Source organism: Pusillimonas sp. ANT_WB101, assembly GCF_008369125.1.
GTDB lineage: Bacteria > Pseudomonadota > Gammaproteobacteria > Burkholderiales > Burkholderiaceae_B > Allopusillimonas.
The window spans coordinates 34,338-55,833 of the sequence record NZ_VOAY01000002.1 but is presented as its reverse complement, the minus strand read 5'-3'; the positions used below and the strand labels follow the sequence as shown (position 1 = coordinate 55,833).

16 protein-coding genes and 1 pseudogene are annotated in these 21,496 nt (G+C 55.7%); 6 read left to right on the top strand and 11 right to left on the bottom strand.

What is annotated here, in order from left to right:
• Positions 1–168 precede the first annotated feature (168 nt).
• The 3 genes from FQ179_RS09260 to FQ179_RS09250 all read right to left on the bottom strand — a co-directional run bounded on the left by FQ179_RS09260 (position 169) and on the right by FQ179_RS09250 (position 1,988).
• On the bottom strand, positions 169–585 hold the full coding sequence (locus FQ179_RS09260; protein ID WP_149397040.1) for a VOC family protein: 417 nt from the start codon (positions 583–585) through the stop codon (positions 169–171).
• A gap of 116 nt (positions 586–701) precedes the next feature.
• On the bottom strand, positions 702–1,565 hold the full coding sequence (locus FQ179_RS09255; protein WP_149397039.1) for a helix-turn-helix domain-containing protein: 864 nt from the start codon (positions 1,563–1,565) through the stop codon (positions 702–704).
• Positions 1,566–1,607: 42 nt separating this feature from the next.
• Positions 1,608–1,988, bottom strand: a complete 381-nt coding sequence (locus FQ179_RS09250; RefSeq protein WP_149397038.1) for a nuclear transport factor 2 family protein — start codon at positions 1,986–1,988, stop codon at positions 1,608–1,610.
• A gap of 221 nt (positions 1,989–2,209) precedes the next feature.
• Between FQ179_RS09250 and FQ179_RS09245 the strand changes: the two genes are divergently transcribed.
• Positions 2,210–2,530 carry a DUF1330 domain-containing protein gene (locus FQ179_RS09245; RefSeq protein ID WP_149397037.1) on the top strand — a complete coding sequence of 107 codons (321 nt, stop codon included), beginning with the start codon at positions 2,210–2,212 and terminating at the stop codon, positions 2,528–2,530.
• A 181-nt stretch (positions 2,531–2,711) separates the two neighbouring features.
• On the opposite strand, the gene FQ179_RS09240 is transcribed toward FQ179_RS09245, so the two are convergent.
• The 4 genes from FQ179_RS09240 to FQ179_RS09225 all read right to left on the bottom strand — a co-directional run bounded on the left by FQ179_RS09240 (position 2,712) and on the right by FQ179_RS09225 (position 4,496).
• The gene (locus FQ179_RS09240; protein WP_149397036.1) at positions 2,712–3,062 is read right to left on the bottom strand and encodes a VOC family protein; all 351 of its coding nucleotides are present in this window, start codon (positions 3,060–3,062) and stop codon (positions 2,712–2,714) included.
• 262 nt (positions 3,063–3,324) lie between these two features.
• Positions 3,325–3,678 (bottom strand): GFA family protein, encoded by a 354-nt coding sequence (locus tag FQ179_RS09235; RefSeq protein WP_149397035.1) that lies wholly within the window; start codon positions 3,676–3,678, stop codon positions 3,325–3,327.
• Between the two features lie 13 nt (positions 3,679–3,691).
• A complete protein-coding gene (locus FQ179_RS09230; RefSeq protein ID WP_149397034.1) occupies positions 3,692–4,162 on the bottom strand; it encodes an SRPBCC family protein in 471 nt (156 codons plus the stop codon).
• Positions 4,149–4,496: a helix-turn-helix transcriptional regulator gene (locus tag FQ179_RS09225; protein ID WP_149397652.1), complete on the bottom strand. Its 348-nt coding sequence runs from the start codon at positions 4,494–4,496 to the stop codon at positions 4,149–4,151. Before FQ179_RS09225 ends, FQ179_RS09230 begins: the two co-directional genes overlap by 14 nt.
• Positions 4,497–4,729: 233 nt before the next feature.
• Between FQ179_RS09225 and FQ179_RS09220 the strand changes: the two genes are divergently transcribed.
• From FQ179_RS09220 to FQ179_RS09210, 4 genes and pseudogenes are all read left to right on the top strand, one after another.
• On the top strand, positions 4,730–5,350 hold the full coding sequence (locus tag FQ179_RS09220; protein WP_255474926.1) for a TetR/AcrR family transcriptional regulator: 621 nt from the start codon (positions 4,730–4,732) through the stop codon (positions 5,348–5,350).
• Positions 5,347–5,823 (top strand): annotated as a pseudogene (locus tag FQ179_RS22680) (VOC family protein); the annotation flags it as partial. The gene FQ179_RS09220 and the pseudogene FQ179_RS22680, both read left to right, overlap by 4 nt.
• Positions 5,797–6,270, top strand: a complete 474-nt coding sequence (locus tag FQ179_RS22675) for an SRPBCC family protein (RefSeq protein WP_255474976.1) — start codon at positions 5,797–5,799, stop codon at positions 6,268–6,270. The pseudogene FQ179_RS22680 and the gene FQ179_RS22675, both read left to right, overlap by 27 nt.
• Before the next feature lie 82 nt (positions 6,271–6,352).
• Positions 6,353–7,123, top strand: a complete 771-nt coding sequence (locus FQ179_RS09210; RefSeq protein ID WP_149397031.1) for a VOC family protein — start codon at positions 6,353–6,355, stop codon at positions 7,121–7,123.
• Between the two features lie 211 nt (positions 7,124–7,334).
• Here the strand turns inward: FQ179_RS09210 and FQ179_RS09205 are convergent, their stop codons facing one another.
• Positions 7,335–7,706, bottom strand: coding sequence for a DUF1801 domain-containing protein (locus FQ179_RS09205; RefSeq protein WP_149397030.1), 372 nt, complete (start codon positions 7,704–7,706; stop codon positions 7,335–7,337).
• 594 nt (positions 7,707–8,300) lie between these two features.
• Here FQ179_RS09205 and FQ179_RS09200 point away from each other — a divergent pair.
• Positions 8,301–8,834: a DUF1697 domain-containing protein gene (locus tag FQ179_RS09200; protein ID WP_149397029.1), complete on the top strand. Its 534-nt coding sequence runs from the start codon at positions 8,301–8,303 to the stop codon at positions 8,832–8,834.
• A gap of 231 nt (positions 8,835–9,065) precedes the next feature.
• Here the strand turns inward: FQ179_RS09200 and yfcF are convergent, their stop codons facing one another.
• The 3 genes from yfcF to FQ179_RS09185 form a co-directional block, all read right to left on the bottom strand.
• Entirely contained in the window at positions 9,066–9,698 is a 633-nt protein-coding gene (gene yfcF / locus FQ179_RS09195; protein ID WP_149397028.1) for a glutathione transferase, read from the bottom strand.
• A gap of 194 nt (positions 9,699–9,892) precedes the next feature.
• Positions 9,893–12,790: a MobF family relaxase gene (mobF, locus tag FQ179_RS09190; RefSeq protein WP_149397027.1), complete on the bottom strand. Its 2,898-nt coding sequence runs from the start codon at positions 12,788–12,790 to the stop codon at positions 9,893–9,895.
• A 707-nt stretch (positions 12,791–13,497) separates the two neighbouring features.
• Positions 13,498–21,276: a CHC2 zinc finger domain-containing protein gene (locus FQ179_RS09185; protein ID WP_255474925.1), complete on the bottom strand. Its 7,779-nt coding sequence runs from the start codon at positions 21,274–21,276 to the stop codon at positions 13,498–13,500.
• Between the last annotated feature and the right edge of the window lie 220 nt (positions 21,277–21,496).

Sequence of the window (21,496 nt, the reverse complement as noted above, 5' to 3'; positions counted from 1 at the left end):
ATCGCCATTCAATTTTTTCGTACTCGGGGATGGTAAGAGCACCCTTGATAATGAGCTATGGCAGCGTGTTTCCCACAGCCTCGACCCAAAGCAGTCTTTCAGACTGAAACCTCAATTAAGCGAGGTGGCCAAGAAATATCGTTTTGCTTGCGTTTGTAGTGTCACTGTTTATTCAGCCCATTGTGGGTTCCAGACCGTTTCCCATAGATGTCCGTCTGGATCCTGAAAATAGCCCGAGTAACCACCCCAGAAGGTTTCGTGTGCTGGTTTGACGATAGTTGCGCCCGCTGAGGCTGCTCTTGCCATGACTGCATCGACTTCGGCTTTTGAGGAGACGTTGTGGCCCAGAGTCATCTCGATGGGATTGGGAGCGCCTGCGACCAGTCCTGTGTCATGAGAGATGCTCGTGCGAGGCCAGAGGGCTAAGCGAAGGCCGGATTGCAGATCAATGAATACAACGGCCCCATGCTCGAATTCTCTGCCTACGATACCTGCAGTAGGAAACCCTAATCCATCTCGGTAGAAGTTCAACGATACCTCAAGATCTTCAACACCGATGGTGATTACAGTAATCCGTGGATTCATATGGCCGACCCCGTTATGAAAATAATTGGAAAGAGAACGTATTTACTTACCTAAACGTTTTCAACATGCTGGTTCGTGGGTTGAGTGTCGCTGAGCGTTTCTCCTCGCGGCACATTTTAGGAAGGCTGCGAAACTGCGGAGTGCGCCTGGAACCAGCGTGCCGTAGGCTCGTCTGCCGGAAAGAACGATTCGATCCGCAACTCGTGCACCGTCACGTCGTGGGGCGTGCCCATGGTGGCAATCGAGGTGAGCACGTTCAGTTCGACGCCATCCTTGCGAATCTGCATCGGTAGGAACGGCAGCGCGAGTGCATCCAGATTAGCCAAGCGTGTCGCTGCGCTGATCCCTGGCAATGCTGCCAGTTCGCCGAGAAGGGTTGCGGCCTCGCTGCCCAGACCATCGCTCATCGCTTCTCGTTGGATCCATTGCAACAGGTCCGAGCATACGTCCTCCCAGTTATGCAGGTGCTTGCGAATGCCATTTGGATCGAGCATGAGCTTTAGTACATTTATCCCCTCGCTTGGCAAAGGTAGGTCCTGCGGCATATCGAGCAGCCAACGTATCATTGTGGCCGCTGGCGCATTGGCCATCACGAGATTCCACAGGCGGTCTACCACTAGTGCCGGATAGGGTGCCTGCTGAGCCAGCATGAAGTCCAATGCCTGCTTCACCGACGCCAGTTCCGGGTCGGACAAGTTGCGCTCCCTGTAGGCCGGGGCATAGCCAGCTGCCAGCAGCATCCCGTTACGCTCGCGTAGCGGTACGTCGAGGACAATCCCCAATTTTATGACCATCTCGCGGCTTGGTTGCGAACGGCCGCTTTCCAGGAAGCTAATGCGTCGCTGCGAGATGCTGCTTTCTGTCGACAGCCGGAGCTGGGTATAGCCACGCTTATCGCGCCAGTAGCGCAGTGCTGCGGCGAAATCGACAAAGTAGCGGTTTTTGCCCGCACTCTGACGTATTTGCTCTGGCTGTTCCATCCTATCTCCATGCTCTATGGCTGCTGCAGGGTCCGTCCGACGTTAGGAAGGCATCTTATCAAGGAAACCCGTGAGCTGATCGATTCGCCCATCCGCCGCTACGACAGCGATATCGGTGCCGGATGCCACCGGTTCGGTATCCCCCGCACCAAGGGACCATGAGAAGCGTACGACGTCATGATGCCCATCCGCCTTTCCAGACACACTAAACCACAAGCCCGAAAATTGTCCTTGAGCGGCACCGATCATCGCATCAAGCGCATCATGACCTGCTGACTGCATGAGCGGGTCAATGTAGCGTGCTTGTGGTGTGAATGTTTGCTCGATCAAGATGCGACGGCGCGCTGGATCGCTTTCGTTCCATATGCGCACATATTGTGTGGCAATTTTGGAGGGTGTGCTTGAAAGTGTATTTGCGGTCATGAGAGTCTTCCTTGAAAATAGTCGGGTCTTTATAAAAAGGTGTGTCCAATACGACAGGGCTATTCTGAAGCAGCAGACAATTCTCGGCGATTACCCTGCGGGTAATGGCATGATTACCTCCGAAGTCATCGGCACGCTGAACGAAAACCTCGACAATGACGTAATGCCGTCACAACATAGTGTTGTGCACCGACCAAAGTCATTCATCAGAGGAGCCACACATGCCCGCCTATGCCGTCGGTATCATCAACGAAACGCGCTTGAACGACGATATTCGTACATATCTCGAAAACATCGACTCGACACTCCAGCCGTATGAAGGACGGTTCATTATTCATGGCGGACCGTATCTGTGGATGGAGGGCGAGCCGAGCGGAGACTTTATCGTTATCGAGTTTCCAAATTTTGAGTTCGCATCGCACTGGTATGAGTCCCCGGCTTACCGGGCGATAAAACCGCTCAGGACCGCAAACAGCATCGGCACTATTTTTCTAGTCCAGGGCGTGTCGTCGAGCCACCACGCTACGGACATTCTTGTCTAGAAGATGCATTCGATAAACCCCGCTCGTGTGGCAAATGCACACGCCTGATCCTAGGGTGCCGACTGATGCACGGGATAAGCGCTCGGTTGCGCCTATCGAAGGGCAACCTTGGCAGTCGTCTCCGCTATATCGCTACCTAACACGGCTATGCAGGTGGCCGCCACGCGGATGTGGTGGTGATTCAAATATGTTGAAGAATATTCACGAGAGCACCTGTGGGATCGCGCACATAGAAGCGACGTACTCCCCACGGTTCGTCAACAGGGCCATAAACAATAGGGATGTTTTTGTCCGTCAAACGTTTGAGCACTTCTTCAAGATCATCGACTTCAATTGATAGAACGGGTACATCAGTTCCTGAGCCACCTTCGCTTGCAACGCTGACTTGAACTTTCATGCTGACGTCTGAGCCATACGTATGAATCCATCCGTGGTCCATAAACAAATCAAGGCCAAGAATGTCTTGATAGAAAGATCGAGAATGAGCCGGATCATTTGACGTTAGATTTGCAACGATTCGGTTTACTTTCAAAGCGTGCTCCTATCAAAGCATCGGTCGATTATTTCTCTGCTGTACAGGCACCGTAGTGACAATGTGTATCGTAACCCCATCGTTCATCAGCTCGATAAATTAGCCGTCGACCGCGATTGGCATTTACTCACCACAGTCCGCTCCTGGCCGAAAACTGCCTTCCTCCACAGATTGAAAGCGGCCCATTGCGGCAATCGCGGCAAGGGGAAAGCAGCTATTGATTCCATCTGGTTTTGCCCCGTGAAGCCTTAGGCGATTCATTTCATTTGGCCTTTCCGTCAAATTGCTGCACCGGAATGGTCGCGAGGTCAACTTCCTCCAGGCAGCGAATATTGACCGCTGCCATCGCATTACCTTTCGGGTCGGTGGCCTCACCAAACGGATGTATGCCGCACGTTGGGCAAAATCTGTGAAGAATGTGGTGCTTATTGAAAGTGTAAGTGGCCATACTTTCTTGCGGTGTCAACAGCCGTAGCTGTGCGCGTGGCACAAACCACATAAGTGTCCCTTTGCGCTGGCAGATAGAACAATTGCAGGCCGTGGCGTCTGTCAACTCGCCCTCAACCTCGAAGGCGATGCGACCGCAGTGGCAGCTGCCTCGGTAGGTAGTAGTCATGATGTTGTTCCCTTCAGTGTGAAGCGGGGGTTTGCGGCAACGGCCGACCGGTTTCCAGCAGCGTTTTGAGGTTGGACAGTATCGTGGGCCAGCCGCCGGAAATGCCCTTGAGCATGTTTTCGTCCAGTTCGTCATGTGTCACGGTCAAGCGCACCAGGCCTTCGCAGTAGGGCTCGACATCGATCGTCAACCGAGCATGCTTTGTCATATCGTGTTCTTCGCTGAGGCGCGCCCATGTCATGACCATTTTCCTGGGCGGAGTGAACTCGATGACTTTGCCCAGAATGTCCACGACGTCCGATCCATCTGCACGCTGGTGCCTCCACGTTGAACCCGGCTTCCAATCCGACACGTTCACACGAGCGCAGCCGGCTTTGGGGTCCACCCACCACTGGCGCATCAAGTTGACCTCGGTCAAGGCTTGCCAAACTTTCTCGGGTGTGGTGGCAATGTAGGTCACATACACATAGTCAGGCTTTTTCATGAGCGCTTCCTTCCAGTTGATTTTTAAGGTCATGCAACAAATCAAGGTGACTTCTCTCAAATTTCTGTACCCAGCGAGCGTAAACGGCGTGTAGCGGAACCGGGTTCAAGTAATGGAGCTTCTCGCGGCCCCTCCAGACGACAACGACGAGATTTGCGGCCTCCAGCAGTTGCAGGTGCTGTGTTACGGCTTGGCGCGTCATGTTCATGCATGCGCACAACGCCGTAAGGGTTTGGCCGTTCTCCGCATGCAGCTGGTCGAGCAGTCGCCTGCGGCCTGAATCAGCCAGCGCCTTGAAAACTCTATCGATACTCAAGTCGTTCGTTGTCGTCATGGCCAAAAGTATATGCAGGTAAATACTTGCATGTCAAACACGGCTCACGACGCTCGCTTTCTTGGGGAGGGGTGGAGTTTTGCCTGGGCGGCAACTGTCACGTGAGCACCGTCCAAGGATGATGAAACATTGGGGAGACAAAAACAAAATGCTTTAAAAATCTTGACAGCATACCAACTAGTCGGTTTAATAACTACCAGTCGGTATGTTTAAGGGCAACAATGATTAAGTCAGTGCAACACGAATCCAAGAGAAAACTGCTCGACGCGGCACAGAACGTATTTCGCACCAAGGGCTATGCCGCCACGACCGTGGATGACATCTGCGAAGCAGCAGGCGTTACCAAGGGCAGTTTCTTCCACCACTTCAAAAGCAAGGAAGGATTGACGCTTGATGCCGCTGCGCACTGGAGCACTTGGACCGAAGCGCTCTTCGCCGCTGCGCCTTTCCATCAAGCGGCTGACCCGCGCGAGCGCGTACTCGGCTACGTGGATTTTCGTGCTGCCATCCTGGATCGCGCTGTGCCGGATTTCACTTGTTTGCTCGGCACACTGGTTCAAGAGACCTATGCCACACATCCCGCAATTCGCGCGGCCTGCAACAAAGGCATGTCGTCTCACATTGCCAACCTGACGTGCGATATTGAAGCCGCCAAGCAGCGCTATGCGCCGGATGCCCCGTGGAGTGCGGAGAGCATCGGCTATTTCATCCAGGCTGTGCTGCAAGGGTCGTTCATCTTTGCCAAGGCGAAAGACGGTTCAGAAGTTGCCCGCGAAAACCTCAGCCACTTGCGGCGCTATCTAGAAGGACTGTTTCCTCATCCGCGCAAATCCAATCGAAAGGAAAAGCCATGAACACGATCAGTAAGAATACGATTTGCCTATGGTTTGATCACGACGCGGAAGAGGCTGCACGCTTTTACGCCCGAACCTTTCCTGACAGCACGGTCGGCGCAGTGCACCATGCGCCGTCAGACTATCCAGGCGGCAAGGCGGGCGACGTCCTGACGGTCGAGTTCACGGTATGCGACGTGCCGTGCCTCGGCCTCAACGGCGGCTCAGCAATCAAGCACAACGGAGCGTTCTCGTTTCAGATCGCCACAGACGACCAGGCCGAAACTGACCGATATTGGAATGCGATCGTCGACAACAGCGGCGCTGAAAACGCCTGCGGCTGGTGCATGGACAAATGGGGCTTGGCCTGGCAGATCACGCCGCGCGTCCTAACAGAGGCAATGGCCGCTGGCGGAGAAATAGCGAAGTGCGCGTTCGAAGCGATGATGACGATGCGCAAGATTGATGTGGCCAAGATCGAAGAAGCGGTACGCAGCATATCGAACCTAAATCAAACTAATCGCGAGAATAAAATCATCGTTGAAACCCGCGTGAAGGCCCCAATCGTGGAGGTATGGCGGGCCTACACGACACCGGCTGACATCAAACAATGGAATGCTGCATCCGACGACTGGCACACGATAACGGCCAAGGTGGATTTGCGAGTCGGTGGCGAGTTCTCCTCTCGTATGGAAGCCAAAGACGGTAGCATGGGTTTTGATTTCGCCGGAACCTACACAAAGCTCGTCGAGCACAAGCTAATTGAGTATTCCTTCGGCGACCGCACAGCACAGGTTGAATTTGTGCCAGGGGAAAATGACGTAACGCTGCGGGTGACATTCGATGCGGAGGAAACCAACTCTACTGAGATGCAACGCGGCGGATGGCAAGCCATCCTCAACAACTTCGCTCGACATGTTGAACGAAGTGCAGCGCGTTGAGGCATGAGTACCAAAACCCAGTCCAACATAGGCCAGAATCAACTTTTGAAGCATCGCATGACAACCTTGAGGAAGCCAAGCCATGACCACTAAGCCCGCCCCTTTTATCTGGCATGATTTGATTACCACTGATGTGCAGGCAGCCAAGGCCTTCTACGCACAGGTCATTGGATGGAGCATGCAATCCCTTCCTGAGCACGATGACTATACGGTCTTGTCGGCCGGCAGCGTAGGAATCGGCGGCATTATGGCTATGTCGCCTGACGCTTGTGAGCGTGGTGCCCCAGCCTGCTGGCAGGGCTATATTGCGGTCGACGATGTCGACGTTTACGCAGACCGCATCCTTTCGGGCGGCGGTGCCGTCATTCGTCCGGCCGCCGACATCCCCAACGTGGGACGCTTTGCGCTCGTAGCAGATCCGCAAGGCGCTGTTTTCATTATTTTCAAACCCCAAGGCGGCCAGACCATACCAAGCGCTGCACCGACGACGCCGGGCTTGGTGGGCTGGAATGAGTTGCATGCGACAGATGGATTGAAGGCTTTTGACTGGTATTCCGAGATGTTTGGTTGGATCCAAAGTCGGGACATGGACATGGGTCCGATGGGTATCTACCGACTCTTTGCGACAGGTGGAGAACCCGTAGGCGGCATGATGACCAAGATGCCCGAAATGCCGAAGCCGTTCTGGGCGTATTACTTCAATGTGGAATCGATCGATGACGCCATTGAGCGCACAACCAAGGCCGGCGGTAAGGTGATCAATGGGCCGCACGAGGTTCCGGGCCCCATGTATATTGCCAATTGTCAGGATCCACAGGGGGCTTGGTTTTCGATGGTGGCGCCAAAGCAGTGACTGTCCATATAGCGTTGTCGTTTCCGCATTGGCGTCACTGTTCTGCTTTAACCAAAAGCACTTTGTAAAGCCAGCACCGCAGTCAACTTCAGTCCCTATACATATTGTCGGCTGGCGAATTCTGCACTTCACCTAGTGGTGACGGTTGCGAAGGTTTAGAAAATACCCGCGTGGTCGATGGCTACAGTTGGCGCGCTGCCTGAACAACAATTTAGGCCGAACTTTTCGTCTTGCGGGCTGGAGACGACTTATTCAAGGCTATTGCTTCCTTGATCAGTGTTGTGAGTGCCTTTTCTTCGACTTGGGCACCTTCTTGGAAATCGATGGCGCGCCTCACGTTTCCGTCCAAACTTGAATTGAAGAGACCTGAGGGGTCAGGAAGTAAAGCTCCTTTTGCAAAGGTGAGTTTGACAGCTTTCTTGTAGGTTTCGCCAGTACAAAGGATTCCGCTACATGACCAGACCGGAATGTTCCACTTCCATTCCTCGACTATATCCGGCGCCGCCACAGTAATTATCGCCCTGATCCGGCTAAGCTCTTCGCCCCTCCAGCCTGGAAGCCCTGCGATTCGCTCGTTGATCATTTGGGACGGCGGTTTTCCGGCCTCTCATGCCGGTGTCTTTTTAGGGAAGGGCTTCGCGGTAGATGACGGAGTTTTGATGGCGCGTATGGGGCATTCCTTATCGGTAGAGAGTCACGGCGGTTATACCGACGCACCCCGACAGTAGTAACGTCAGTCCAAGGGCATCAGCGATAACGCTGGATGAAACGATGATTACCTCATTCGACACCTCGGCCGCGTTGGGATGACCCGTGGAATAAATTTACTCTTGATGAATTTTATAACGCCAACGGCTGGTGTCGGGGGTTTCTGCTAACGTCAGCTCCTGGCTGAGGTAGCCCTATCACCAACGGCCTCATGCGACCCGAAGCTGTCTTTGGTGTCATTAGATAGAGGACACGCACATTGCAGAAATTATGGGTTCGTGAAGCAAAGAGGGGAATTTGCGAACGAAGATTGCGGGCCGGCAGGTCAGTCAAGTGGTTGACACGGGCGACGCGTACTCGCAGCAACTTCCTAATTTACACTCACTAGCTAGACGCCGAGCTTGCGATACTGGCGCGCCACTACTGCAAGGTGTATGGCGATCACCACCTTTAACCATAGTGTAGGACCATGAAGACAGAGATTATTCTATTGCGCGGCGTGATGCCAACAGGGAAGAACAAGGTGCTCATGGCGCCCCTGCGTACTGCGCTGGAAGTAGCGGGCCTACACAATGTGAGAACTTACATCCAGAGTGGCAACGTCATTGCTTCCACGACTCTGGGCCAATCCTCCCTCGAGGATCTGGTTCACAATGTCATCAAGGAACGGTTTGGCGGGGATATTAAAGTATTGGTACGGTCAGCGTCATACTTCAAGTATGTCATAGCAAACAACCCGTTCAAGGGGGCCGACCCAGCCAAGCTCTATTTCACGCTGCTTGGATCCATTCCTGAACATGCCATGCTGCAATCATTCCATGCACTGGACCATGCGCCAGATCGGGTGAATGTGGTCGGTGACATGGCCTATGTGTTGTGCGCCACAAAGTATAGCGATCTGAAGGCCAACAACAATTTCATCGAGAGAAAACTCAAGGTGGCCGCGACGACTCGTAATTTCAATACGATCTTAAAGCTCATTGCGCTGGGCACAATCGACTGATGGTTAAGCAACGCCATGCTGATATCATGGCAGCTCGCAGTCGAATTGGTATGAGCGTTGACCACCAGTGATCGTGGTGATCCTGCTGACCGAAACCCATCGAACGTCCGCTTCTGGCCGAAAACGGCTGCCCGTTTATCCGAAGAGCGGACATTGAGCCGAAACAAAAAAACGAGTTGTTGGCAACCTTACTGGAACCGCAAAGTCCACATCTTGGTCGCCTTTAAATATTCAAAGCGTAGGACGGTTCAATTCAACCCATCTCTGCACGGAGGGCCTCTCCCATTGATACGCAGCATAGTCCCTTAATCTTGTTGGTACGGGATCACCATTCAGAATGAGCCGATTCAGCATTAGCGCCAGATCCGTGTCGGCAATGCACCATTTTCCAAAGAGATTTAGGGTATCTTCACTGAGCAAGGCCTCGGCCACAGAATACAACTTATGGGCCGCTGCAACGGCCGCAGGGCTAAGTGACTCTCCGAATTTTCCATAGAACACCGACTCCGTCGAGCGCTCTTGCCGAATGGGCATAAGATCACTCCGAAGCCATGCTTGCACTTGTCGTGCCCTGGCTCGAAAATATCTGTCTTGAGGGTAGACAAGCGTTTCAGTAAACGCGGCGTCGAGGTATTCGGTGATCGCCGACGACTCTGACAAAGCGAAGTCTCCATGCACCAGTGTGGGCACGCGCTGCGTCAACGACTTGGCTGCGTAGATCGCTTCATAATTCGCACCGCTGCCAAGGTCCACTGTCAAAAGGTCAAACTCCAACCGTTTTTCTTGAAGAGCCACATAGACCGACAAGGCGTAAGGGCTCACAAACTGAGCATCGGCATATAGGCGAAGACGGCTGTCGTTCAAAGTATTCCCCTTGGTGGTTACGCTCGTGCAAAGCGTCGATGGTATATGAAAATTGACCGCGTTCCGTTGACGCGTGGGAGAGCCGCTTTTGGCCGATATCTGCCGGGCATGACACCAAATCCACTTTGACGCAGCTGCAGTAGCTTGTTTGGTGAACCAGACTGTATGTGGAATAGAGAACAAGGGGCGGCTAGTTATCCTATCTCCAGCTCTGATTCCGTCCGTGGTGTCCCGACGTCATGGCCATGCTGAACCTGGATTGGGTCTTTGGCCGCCACCGGCCGCAGGTCATGTGCCAGCCCCTTGTACGGTAACCGATCAACCCGCTCAGGCAACTTTTCTGCATCGTCTGTGAACACAACAACCTCATGCCGTTCGCGCGAGATACTGACATAGTAAGTGTCCTGTGCGGTGGTACGGCTGAAGCTTTCGGCGTTGTAAAGGACTCGGTCGCAGGTCAGCCCTTGGGCACTATGCGCGGTGGTCGTGTAGGCATAGTCCATGTTCAGTGGTCGATCTATGGGCAACTGCACATGGCGACCATCGGTTTCGATGGTGGCGCTGGTTGCATCAATTGCCGCGATCTTCGCCAGTTGTCCGTTGACTAGGTCATTATGGGCATCGTTGCGTGTGATGCGGACATGGTCACCTACAGACAGTTCTGCTCGGTTCAAGTGATAGACCGAGAGCTTGCTCATGGTTTTCGGGATGATTTCCACGGGTTGCGTAGGTGACGAGCCGGATTGAACCGGTTCGACGGTAATGCGGTCATGGCGTGGGCTGCCGGTCACGCGGTACAGCTCGCCGCGTTTCAGGCCGCACTGGTAGTCCCGTTCGGGTACGACTACGTCGCCCACGGTGTAATACCGCGCGACGCTACGTTCTGCGCGGGTGGTGTCGTGGCGAGCCAGTAGCTGGCATTGATGTCCTTTATCTTTCAGGCCGAGCAGGGCATGGATCCGTGCATTAATGGCTTCGCGCGAAGCGTTGGTGCCGGTTACCACGATGGTGCTCGCCTGGTCTGCCGCTGGAAGGCGCGTATAGGCTTGAGCAATGGCCTCATATCGGGCGTAACTGTCCCGGCTCTTGTGGCCGTGTTCGTCGACAGTGAACTGATCCGGGATGGTCAGCACCTGATCCAGGAGCGGCAGGGATCGGCTGGCTTGGCCTTCGGCGGCCAACTGCACGGCCTGGCGCAGCCGTTCAGAGCGTTGACGCTGGATGTCTGCCATCAGTACGGTTTTCATGCCGTTTTCCTGTAGCATGGCAAATGCGCGGCCTGCCTCAATGGCCTTGGTTTGGGCGGTGTCTCCTAGCAACACCACTTTTGCGCCTGTCGGCTGAATGAGGGCCAGTAGCTTGTCCATCTGTCGCACCGGTACGACTCCGGCCTCGTCAATTACTACGACGGCTTTCGGCCCCAGGGTATTGATGAAGGGGCGTTTGTCGGAAGTTGTAAGCACTGATGCAATCGTGTTGGCCGGTATTCCATCTTTGCGCAGGTTGCGAACCATTCCGCCGTAAGGGGCCAGGGCTGTCATGGAGTGTTTCTGTTGTTGGATTATGGTCTGGGCATTTTGCAGAGCGAAAGATTTGCCGGTGCCAGCTAGACCCTGGATGCCGGCGATCTGATCGGTGCCGGTCGTGACCAACATGACGGCCTCGCGCTGGCCTGGTGTCAGGCGTGGGTCCAAGCTGCTTTCGGCACTGGTAGCGGCAATCGTGGTCTGCCAGGCACTGCGACCTGTTTGCTCAGCGGCCAGTATCCTGGATTCGGCCTCAAAGGCCTTCCGGGTCGCATAGCGTGGGCTTTCGATTAACAGGCGTCCTTCGGCAATGGCTTGGTCAACCAACTGAAGGGCGCTACCCTGAACCAGGCCGCGCAGGCGTATGACCTCTGTGGCCCAGCCGTCGCGCGTCATGGGAGGGGACAGCCTGTCCTGGGTGCTGCGGTAGTGCGGTGCTTCCCGGATCAGTACGCCGGACGCTACACGGCTCTGGATCGCCGCCTGAATGGCTGTGATGTCCGTATGGCCACCGGCATGGCGAACTGCATTTTGCAGTAAATCTACCAGAGGTATGACGGATTCCCTTTCGGCCAGATGTTGGATCGCCCAGTTCAGTGAGGCTTGAGCCACCAGGTCTGATGGCTGTCCTAATATCTGTGTCGGTTGGATGCCTGCTCGCTCCCTTGTCTGATCAAACTGCATCCCGATGGCGGTAGCTGCGTCACGCCATTGTCGATGCAGCTCGGTGCGGCTGAGGTCCAGAGTCTTCGCCTGGCGGTGGGCCAGGGTGATGCCATGGCGCAAGGCGTGTGGGGCCTCTTCACGACTGGTGCCGCGTGCTGACAGTTCAGCAGTGATACCGGCGCTGCGTTTACTGAAAAACTCAATCTGCTCGCGACTGATATGGGCCAGTTCGATATGGCTCTTTTCATGTCGAACCGCGTATCCCAGCGCACGCACATTGCGTTCCAGCTCTGCTTGGTAGATGGAATCCGTCACGCGCAGCAGTTTGAAGATTTCTTCATTGGACAAGGCCACCCAACTGCCGTCGGCCCGCTGGGTCAGGTTCATCAGCAAGGCGTGGACGTGCAGGTGCGGGTCGGGGGCAGCGCCTTCGGTAGGGCGTGCTGTCTCGTGGCGGAATTTGGCAATGATGAGGTTGCCTGTGTGTTCTACCCATGACTTGCCGTTTTCTTTGTGACGGCCCATGGTTAGATGCTGCTCGACGTAAGCAAGGGCGGTTGCGACCGCTTTATCATTGGCCTGCATTAGGCGATCGTCGCCACCGATCAAGGCCTGCATCGTGATGCTTTTGGGCGCGCCGAAGGTGAGATCGAGGGCAGCACGGGCCTTCGCATCCTTGCGGATTGACCGGCCCGACGTAATGCCACGCCCAAAGTCGCCCTGCAGCATAGCTTTGAAGCGTGCGGGGTCTATTTCACCTACAGCACCAAGACGCCGAGCGCCGTCTCCTTGCCAGGTGGCGGCGCTACCGTCGCGGCTGTAGTAGTCATCGGCTTGATCGGCGTAGTAATGGGTGGCAAGGGCCGCGCGGGCGCGGTAGATCTGGCCGTGCGAGATCATGGGAGACTCCGGGAGAAGGGGCGGCAAGAGATTAGCCAGCGAGCGCTTGGGCGCGTCAATACTGGCGTTGAGCGGAAGGGGTCGTGAATTTACACACGTTCATCCACAGGTTCTGTGGTTGACTGGGCAGCGGTTAACGACCCCTATACGTAGGTCGAAACAACTATACTTAGTTACCGTCCGCAAAATGCCTAGTTATCAACGAAGACGCAGCCGCTGCGGGCTTGATGCCGGGTGCATCGATGCATAGTTTTCACGCCAAAGTGTACTGGCATCTCCACAATTGGAGATGTCGTGAGCATCAAGCATTCTTCTCGATCCAAATCTTCTGGCCGGGAGATGAAGGAGTACAGATATCATGCGTCTGGATACGCCCGACACAAGCCCAAGCGCTTCCGCGCCAACAACGACCTGCTAAGGTTCCTGCAGAAGCTGTAACTATGCGCAGAAATCGCCGCATCTCAGTGTTTGCCACCGCAGGGGCCAGATTCATCCGCGGCCGACCACCTGGGCATAGTTGGGATTTGCGTATAGGGGCCCTACGCTAAGCTCTACATAGCGCCCCGTTGCTACCATTCGATTTTTTCCAGCCAATGTCTGTTCCGCAGCGGTCGGGGTCACTCGTCGCATGGGCTGAGGTCACGCTGATCGAACAATGGTGGTCGTTGGCATAACCACCAGTGCAGCGACGATTAATCGACCCCAGCTTAGCTCTTGGTTAGATCAAGCTCCGACTCGCCCAGCCATGGCGGAACCTGGATTTCAGGACGCTTGTCGTCGCTATGCATCCATGTCAGATCCACGACCAGGAAGTCCAGCCAAGCCGGCTCCAGACGCCGTTCGCCTGCCTTTGGTGCCGGTTGCTGATGACGGTCCTTGAGCCAAACCAAGATGCGCTCGCGGATGGCGCGTGGATCCCCGAAGAAATCTTTAAATATTTCCACTTTGTCTCCACCTGTCTCTGGATTCAGCGTGCCGTTCTCCTTGTCGTCGAGCAGCGCACTCAACGCATCTGTGAATTGATTGCGGATATGTAATTGGCCACATGCTTCCGGGAACACCTCGTTCGTCAACATTTTGTGCAGGCTGTCACATCCCTCCCGCGTCAATTCGTTGCTCAACGTGTTTGCCAGTCCGGCAGCGTTTTTAGCCTTGTCTATCACTTCCACAACGGGTAAGTACGCCACCAGAGACATAGGTTCAGGCAGCAATTGTGGGCGTGGCTTGCCGCTGACCACGTGAACCGGGTCGAGATCCACTATCACCAAGGCCTGATCGGCTGCGGACAAGGCCCCTTTGCAGTCAGGCTGCAGGATGCCCTTGCTCCAACCGTGGTACGGGGTCAGCAGGCGTACGATGCCTGTGTGTTCAGATTTAGCGCTGCTTACCGAGTCGATCCCGATAAAACAGCTACCGCCGACGCTGATCTTCTTGTTGGCGGCATTACAGAATACGGTGGCAGTGCCCGAAGCCAGGACACTGGCCTGGCCGGCATGCCAATAGTCGTTACTCCGGCTTGTACAGGCGGGAACCAGCAGCACGGACCGCCTCTCACGCTGTCGTTGCGCGAAGGTCAGTAGTTCGCCAAGCGCGATAACGTCATGGTTGACAAGCTCTTTGGCGTCGGAGGGATCTCCGCCAAACAGCTGCAACATCTTGGCCAAATCCTGCTCCAGCGGCTGCCGGTTGGCTGGGCTTGTCAGCATGAACAGCTCCGAACAAATCAGCTCCATGCAATAACGCAGCCTCTGAGGACCATGGATCAGCGCCTGAAACAGTGGAATCAGTTGATCGGCTGACCATTCGTCCTTCTTCGCGCGACGTCGTATGCGACGCAATTCCTCCACCAGCTTTTCTTCGGTGTACAGCGGCTGCAACTTGCCGGTGTCAGGCCGGAACAGCTCATGGGCAGCCACGGCACGGTACTTCTTGCCACGCTGCAACTCAATGACTTCCGTGTCACCCTCCAAACCAAACGGTACTTCCAGGGCTTTGTCGGGCTGCCACAGCAGGGTCAGACTCTCCCTCAAGTGATCGCTGCCGTTGGTTGCCTCGAACTGCCTATAGGTACCCGCCAGTACGGCCAACCCAGGGTGATTTGTAAGCTGCTTCTTCAACCACGCGACCGTATCCGGCCGAACCGACACCTCGGGCAAGACTAACAGCTCCACTTTTAGGTCTCGACATGCCTTCAGTGCTTGGCTCAGCAACGCCCGGCGCCGATGCTCGGGCCACGAGATGACCTTTTGATCATCCTGCCAAGAAAATTCACAACCTCGCTGAGTTGCCTTGCCTACAGCCTTTAGGTAGCCATCATCGTTCAATCGAGCACGGAGCGCCTCTTGCGATGACTTGGCTAGAGGCAAGCCACCAAGGCCAACTTCGGCTATCGGATGAGCGTAACTTTCGTCCACCCGAAATTGGAACAGCGCGACGCGAAAGTGGGAGCTAATTCGTGCTTCTTGGTCGAGGCTAGTCTCGCCTCCGAGACGCTTTTTCCACGACTCACTTTGCCATTCATTTAGCCGACCGAGAATCAGAGAGGCTGAGGAATTTTCGGCCTGCATGTCAGGCTGCTGGTCTCCTGGAGATTTCTTATCTGCAACCTCCGACTGTGGATTCGGTGCCGCCGCAGTGTGATCGGTTGCCTCATCTGAACGCTCCCACGAATCATTCGGTCCACTAGATGGTAATGAAACCGTCGCTCCGACGCCATTCATTGCAGCGTGTTGAGACTGCACTATGGTCTCTTCAATCAGCGTATCAGTTTGCTGGCCGACTGAAAGATTCTCCTCCGCAATTTTTGGCTGCGGATTCGCAGACACCGCCGGGCTGTCGACTACTTCATCCACAAACATCTTTGACCCGTCCAGCACAGGGGGTAGAAACGAAACTGCCGCGCCCGCTTCAACCTCGTTGATTGCATCCCGTGGAGACGGCAGCCACTTACCTAACTTAGTGTCTAGAGTGTGCAAGGCCAGTAGATCATCGTCAGCAGTACGGCGCGTTTCGGTCCAAACTTTGAGTATCCGGCTGCCCTCATGAGGGCGGTATTCTTCGATGGAGTTCGCGTACAGGCTAGTGTACTGCGCCTTACTCATTTGCCAGCCGGCTCCCGTGGAATCCGTGAACTCGTTTGTGTCGCGGCTACGACCAAACGTCCTGCCATGAACGCACACGACGCGCATACCTCGCTCACGATCAAGAGCGCACAGCCCCTCTGGCAGTGCCTGCATTAAGGCTTCGCATTGCTGTAGTGTGAATCTCGGCAAAGCATCGAAGGGCCAAGGCTCTTCGGCCGCTTCAGCATCATCGGCGCGGGCAGGCTTGGTCTGCCAGGCGCTGAGGGCCTTGAATAGATCTGTCAACGAATGTAGATTGAAGGCCTGCGCGAAGCTGGCATCGAGCAAGCCGATCAAGGCTAGCATCCATTGCCACGGGCTGGCCTTGCACAGTTCGGGCCAATCGCCATCGAACAGGGCTTTTCGTATGACCCGGTAATCGCCCTGGGGATCCAAACGGGCCATGTCGGGCATTGACCAATTGGCCGGTAGGTTCAGGGTTTCGGCCATGCGGCGCGAGCCCCAGTCCGCAGCATAGCCCCAAAGTGCCGCCACGCTGCCGCGCAAGCCAATGCCTACGGTCGCCAGCGCCAGCGCCATTTGCAGCGATGACGCCAGGGTTTCGGTCTCAGTTTTGGCCGGTACGGGATACAGCGCGCGGTATAGGGCCAACATCAGCGCCGGTTCGGGGCGCAATGGGCCCGTTTGGCCGATTGGGCCCCGTAACTGAAGTCCTGCCACGGCCCACAATGGTAATCGCGCCAATACGTCTGGGAACGCCCGATGCAGAGTATGTCGCAAGTCATCGCCGCCGCCTGTTTTCATCCGCATGGCCATGGCTCGGCTCTCGGCCTCCATCAGAATTACATGCCGCACCTGCGCGTCCAGGCCTTGGTCGACAGGGAAGTCCTGCAACCACTTAAGCGCCCGCGTCACCGTGCCCGGCAACGAAGAGACTGTGTCGCCTGCTATCTCAATGTGCGCTGAAGCCAGGTAGGTTCCCTGAAGCTTGCGCAGTTGCTGGCGTAGCACATAGCCTTCCAGCGCCTGCTTGGCATGCGCTTCTTCGTCCGACTCGTCGCTGTCGTTGAGTCGCTCGTCGCGCTCGCCAGTCTCACCCGCCATGTCTGATGCTACACCGAGCACATCGGCAACAGCCCAACCCACGCGCCACATATTTGCACCTGTCAGCGGCACGTTTTCCGACTGCACCCGTCCATCGCGGTTGTGGTACCAAGCACTCACGCCCAACAAATTGCGCGGAACCGGATCGGCCAACAGATGAAGCGTTATCTGATCTTCCTCGCCTTCTTGGAACAACTGAGGTCTGAAGGGAACATAGGTCGTTTGCGCCTCGTCGTCCCCTTGCAACTCATGCATCGCCAGAAAAGCCAAAAACAGGCGCGCTGCTAAATGGGTTTTGGCTTCCGGACCTGTTGCGGCAGCGGCATGTAAGTCGCCCCACACCTGAGGGAGTATGCTCTCGCCCTGGTGAATCGTAGAGGTATTGGTTTCAATCAATTTGAAGTGCGCTTGCGTCGTTTTAGCTGCGCAGGGCTGCCCCGCAAGCATTGTCACTTGCACGAACTGAGACACCACTTCGGGCATATCAGAGGCCTCACTGCGGAGCGAGCAACGGTACAGATATCTGCCGTCAGTCCTCGCAACCGCATCGATTTCATAAATCGATTCGGCCCCGTAATTGAGAACAGGCAGGTGCGGAATCAGATGCCGCTTTTGGTCGCCTCCGATCCTTGAAAGCAGTTTAGGAAATCTGGACAACGCGGTCAGTCGCTCATTGCGCCGCGCGCTTCTCACGACAAAGTCGATAGCAAGGCCAACGTGTGCACTGGTTGTGTTCCTATCTTCTTTCCTCATCAATTGACCAACGACGCATTGCGCGAGCTCCAGTCCATCATGTTGAACAGGCTCGCGGCCTATAAGCGCAGCCAAGGGATTCTCCTCTGACGCGTTAATCAGTGCCGTACCTGCCAGACATAACCATTCGATAGTCGTTAATTCACTGCTGACTTGTGGTGCCACTACCGGTGGCGGTGGCGCCGATTCGTCACTAATCAAACGCCAAGCTTTACGGGCTACCAACCACTCCCGCCGCTTTATGTGGTCGCTGTTCGTGACGGGTCTGACGCATTCAAAGAAGTCGTTCCTGTAGACCAAGCGTGCCAAAGCAATGCGGTTCTTGCGGCTCTTGTCACGCTCGGTCAGGAACTGACCATTCGCTTGCCAGGGATTGGGATCGAGCAATTTATCCAGCCCTTCGACTGCAAAGAGTACGTCGTAGCCACGTTCCTTGAAGGCTGCAGCCCAGTCGTGGCCCTCACAAACTTCTTTCCACTGAGTCCAAAAAAGCGCCCATGCAGCCACAGAGTTGGTCGGTTGATGTACGACGGCGACATACCACCATAGCCACCGCGCACATAAACCTAGGTCATTAGCCCGCAGATCGGGCGCGGTCATCGCCGCCTTCACTTGATCGGCAATGTCCTCAGGCCGATCCATTAGCGCGGGATGCCGCAGCATCTGCAGGGCACATTGGCGATCCACCTTGGGCAGGTCGTCACCCAGGCTCCAATCGGACTCGCCGTCACCCACGATGGGAGGCTCCCATGCCGGCACGGACGCCGCGAGGCCTCGCCCGTCGTTAAGCTGGTACATCACCTGAGAGGCCGTGCCGGAGCGCACACGTTCACCCTTGTGGATTAAGGCAATTGAATGTTCGGCTGCTTTGACTTGCAGCACTTCCCGCAGTTCCTTCAATAGTGCCTCGCTGTCGGCGAAGAGCACGACGTCGTCCACGTAGCGCGCATAACCAACTCGCGGGCGCCGTTTGCCATCGGAGCCGGGTTCCTCGGTGCGGGTGCGACGGATGAACTTGCGGGCAGCATCGTCCACCGGAAACAGTGCAATGGTGCCGATGTAGGCTGACAGCACGGGTCCCTGCGGAATGCCCGTCACCACCTCACTGAGCCGGGTTCTCCCCATTACCTCGGGATCTTGGTACTCGTGGCCGAATATCATCCCGGTTAGAAGTCGCTCCAGCGTACCATCCAGTTCCGGCGAATCAGCAACCAGTCCGAACATACTACTGAAGCCCTCTGGGTTGTGGTCGCGCAACGCGGCAGACAACGGCTTCAGCAGTTCCTCCCTCACCACGTAGCGCTGGATCGAGTCGTAGTAGCGCTTGGCGTCCAGGCGTAGCACGTGCACCCGCGGACCGATAGCATGGCACTGATGCGTCAGGCTTGCCATGAAATCACGCCAGCATTGGCCGAAAGGTCGGAACATGCCCTGATCCGACGGGGTCTGGTCGCCCTCCAGAACATCCATGTCGATCTGGTAGCCGAAGCTCAAGGTCTTGGGCTCATCTAACTCGAGATCGGGCTCGTTGAGGTCCTGATACGTGCCGGTAACCACCACCTCCTGCCGTGATGCATACCAACGCACGGCTGGGATGCACGCCGAGAACGCTTGGCCACTAGCGCTCAGGCGATCGTGCCTTTGGGTGAGTAATTCATTAAGAAACAATTGCTGTGCATGCAGGTCCGCCGGGTGGGGCATGACCTTGCGGCGTGGGTCGTCAAGCACGTTCTTGTCTGCCGTCAGCTTGCGTGGCAGATGCACGGCGTCGAAGGGCGCAGCTTGGTGCCATTGGTCTCCCTGAATAGTGGCTTTTAGGCGATCCAGAGCTGTCTGGTCAAACAGGAACTCATTGCTATTTAAAATGTCCCAGGCACCTTCATCGCAAGGAAGTTCGCCACGGCGTGAACCGTGGTAAGCAAGCCTTCGAGCCTGAGCAGCGCGCGGGAGATCTTCCTCCAGGTAGAGACTGCGTTCAATAGGTGGTTTGGGACCAGAGGAGCCCACCAAGATCGCTTGCAGTTGCTGAGCCCACGGCCATGGGCTGTCTTTGAGCCTCATCGCAGGCACTTCAGTCAATCTGGAACCATATAGTCGCTTGACTGTCATGGCAGTTCTAAACAGTGCCCGTTCGCGAACGGTCGGAGCTAGCTGGTTCCAGCGAGGCACCTGAAGCTCGGATGCGTCTTGACTTCCGAGTTCTCCCGCAAGGAGTATCCCTTCGGCTGGCAGTTCGAATCGCTGTAACCAGGCAGCGGTTTGCTCGGGCGACGCAAAACCACGCAGGCAGGTGTCAGGGTCTTTGCCCAGCGCGGGCTCAGTGCGCCAAGGTAGGCCCACCCAGCGCAAATCCATGCCTTGAAGGTCAAGGAGTCTGCGCACCAAGCGATTGCCGCCGCCAAAGCCGGCGGAGTCGCTGTCGAGAAAAACGCTGTACACCAACTCGCCCGTTCCGAGGGTGTTCTCAGCCAGCGCCTTCAGCAGCTCCAGCTGGCCATTGCTCAGACTGATACCCATCAGCGCAACGGCGGGCTGCCCAAGAGACTGCAATCGCAGCGCGTCGAGGAAGCCCTCCACCAAATAGAGCTTGGCCAGCTGGTCGTTCTTCAAGGCCTGTTCAACAGCCTTGAAGGCATCGGTTGCATTAAATAGATGATTGCTCTTATCGAAGCCCGACGTGAGCAGGTACTTCGCAACCCCTTCTGGAGGCACAGCCTGTAGTGCACGGCCCGAAAAACCGATCACTGCAGGATATTTGGCATCAGCGCTGCGAATGGGGATGATGACGCGGCCGTCGTGGAAGCTGTCTCGAAACTGGTCGAGCAAATCCAGTTTCCATTGCTCGGCCGGGGATTGGGAACGCAGGCGCTTGATCAGTCCCAGACTTTCCAGCCCATCGATCAGTTCGGCGCGCTCGCCCAAGTCTTTACTGTGCAAGGCCTCCACCAAAACGCCACGGGCAATGCAACGCAGCCCCTGACCATACAGAAACTCGTCGTTAAACTCCCGTTCCGCGCACCAGAACTTGAACTGCTCATCGTCGTGCTGTGCGTCAAAGGTGCGAAGCGCAAAGTTGAGTGCAGTTTCACTTGCAGCCCTGCGTTCACCCTTTTTCGCAGATTGAAGGCGCGGGGCCTTTAGGCCGAATTGCTGAGCCAACCATTTCACAGCTGGCAGGAATTCCAGTCCCTCAACCTGCTTAACTAGGTCGATGGCAGTTCCATGGGCACCACAAGCAAAGCAGTGAAAGTGCGCAGGGGAAGCGCCATCTGTCGGATACAGATTCAGTGAAGGTCGGGTGTCTTGGTGAAACGCGCAAAGCGCCCGGGTCTGTGAGCCGCGTCGCTCGGTCTCGATGCCCAGTCGCCTGACCACGTCCTCTAGCGGAACCTTGGTCAGAAGGTCACCGATATCGTATCGATCCACGTATTCTCCCCGAGTTTTTTCGAATTTATTTGGGGTCAGTTTAGCAGGCGCTAGGCATCGTTGACGGCTCCTCAGCTGGAAACTCTCCGTCGCAAGTATCGTGCGATGACTGGCATCCACGACAGCAGTCGTTCGGTCAGCAATACCGGATGACCGCACCCAGTCTCAAACGGTCATGCAATTTGCAGGGCTGATCGACTGCTCTTGACCGGGATTTGCGGTTCTCGAGCAAGAGAATACCGGCGCGCAGTACTAAGAAACGCTAGGATCCCGAATTAGTCAAAAATGTTATACATCAATGAACGCTTTATTATGGGTGTCCCCGAATGAGACATTCATG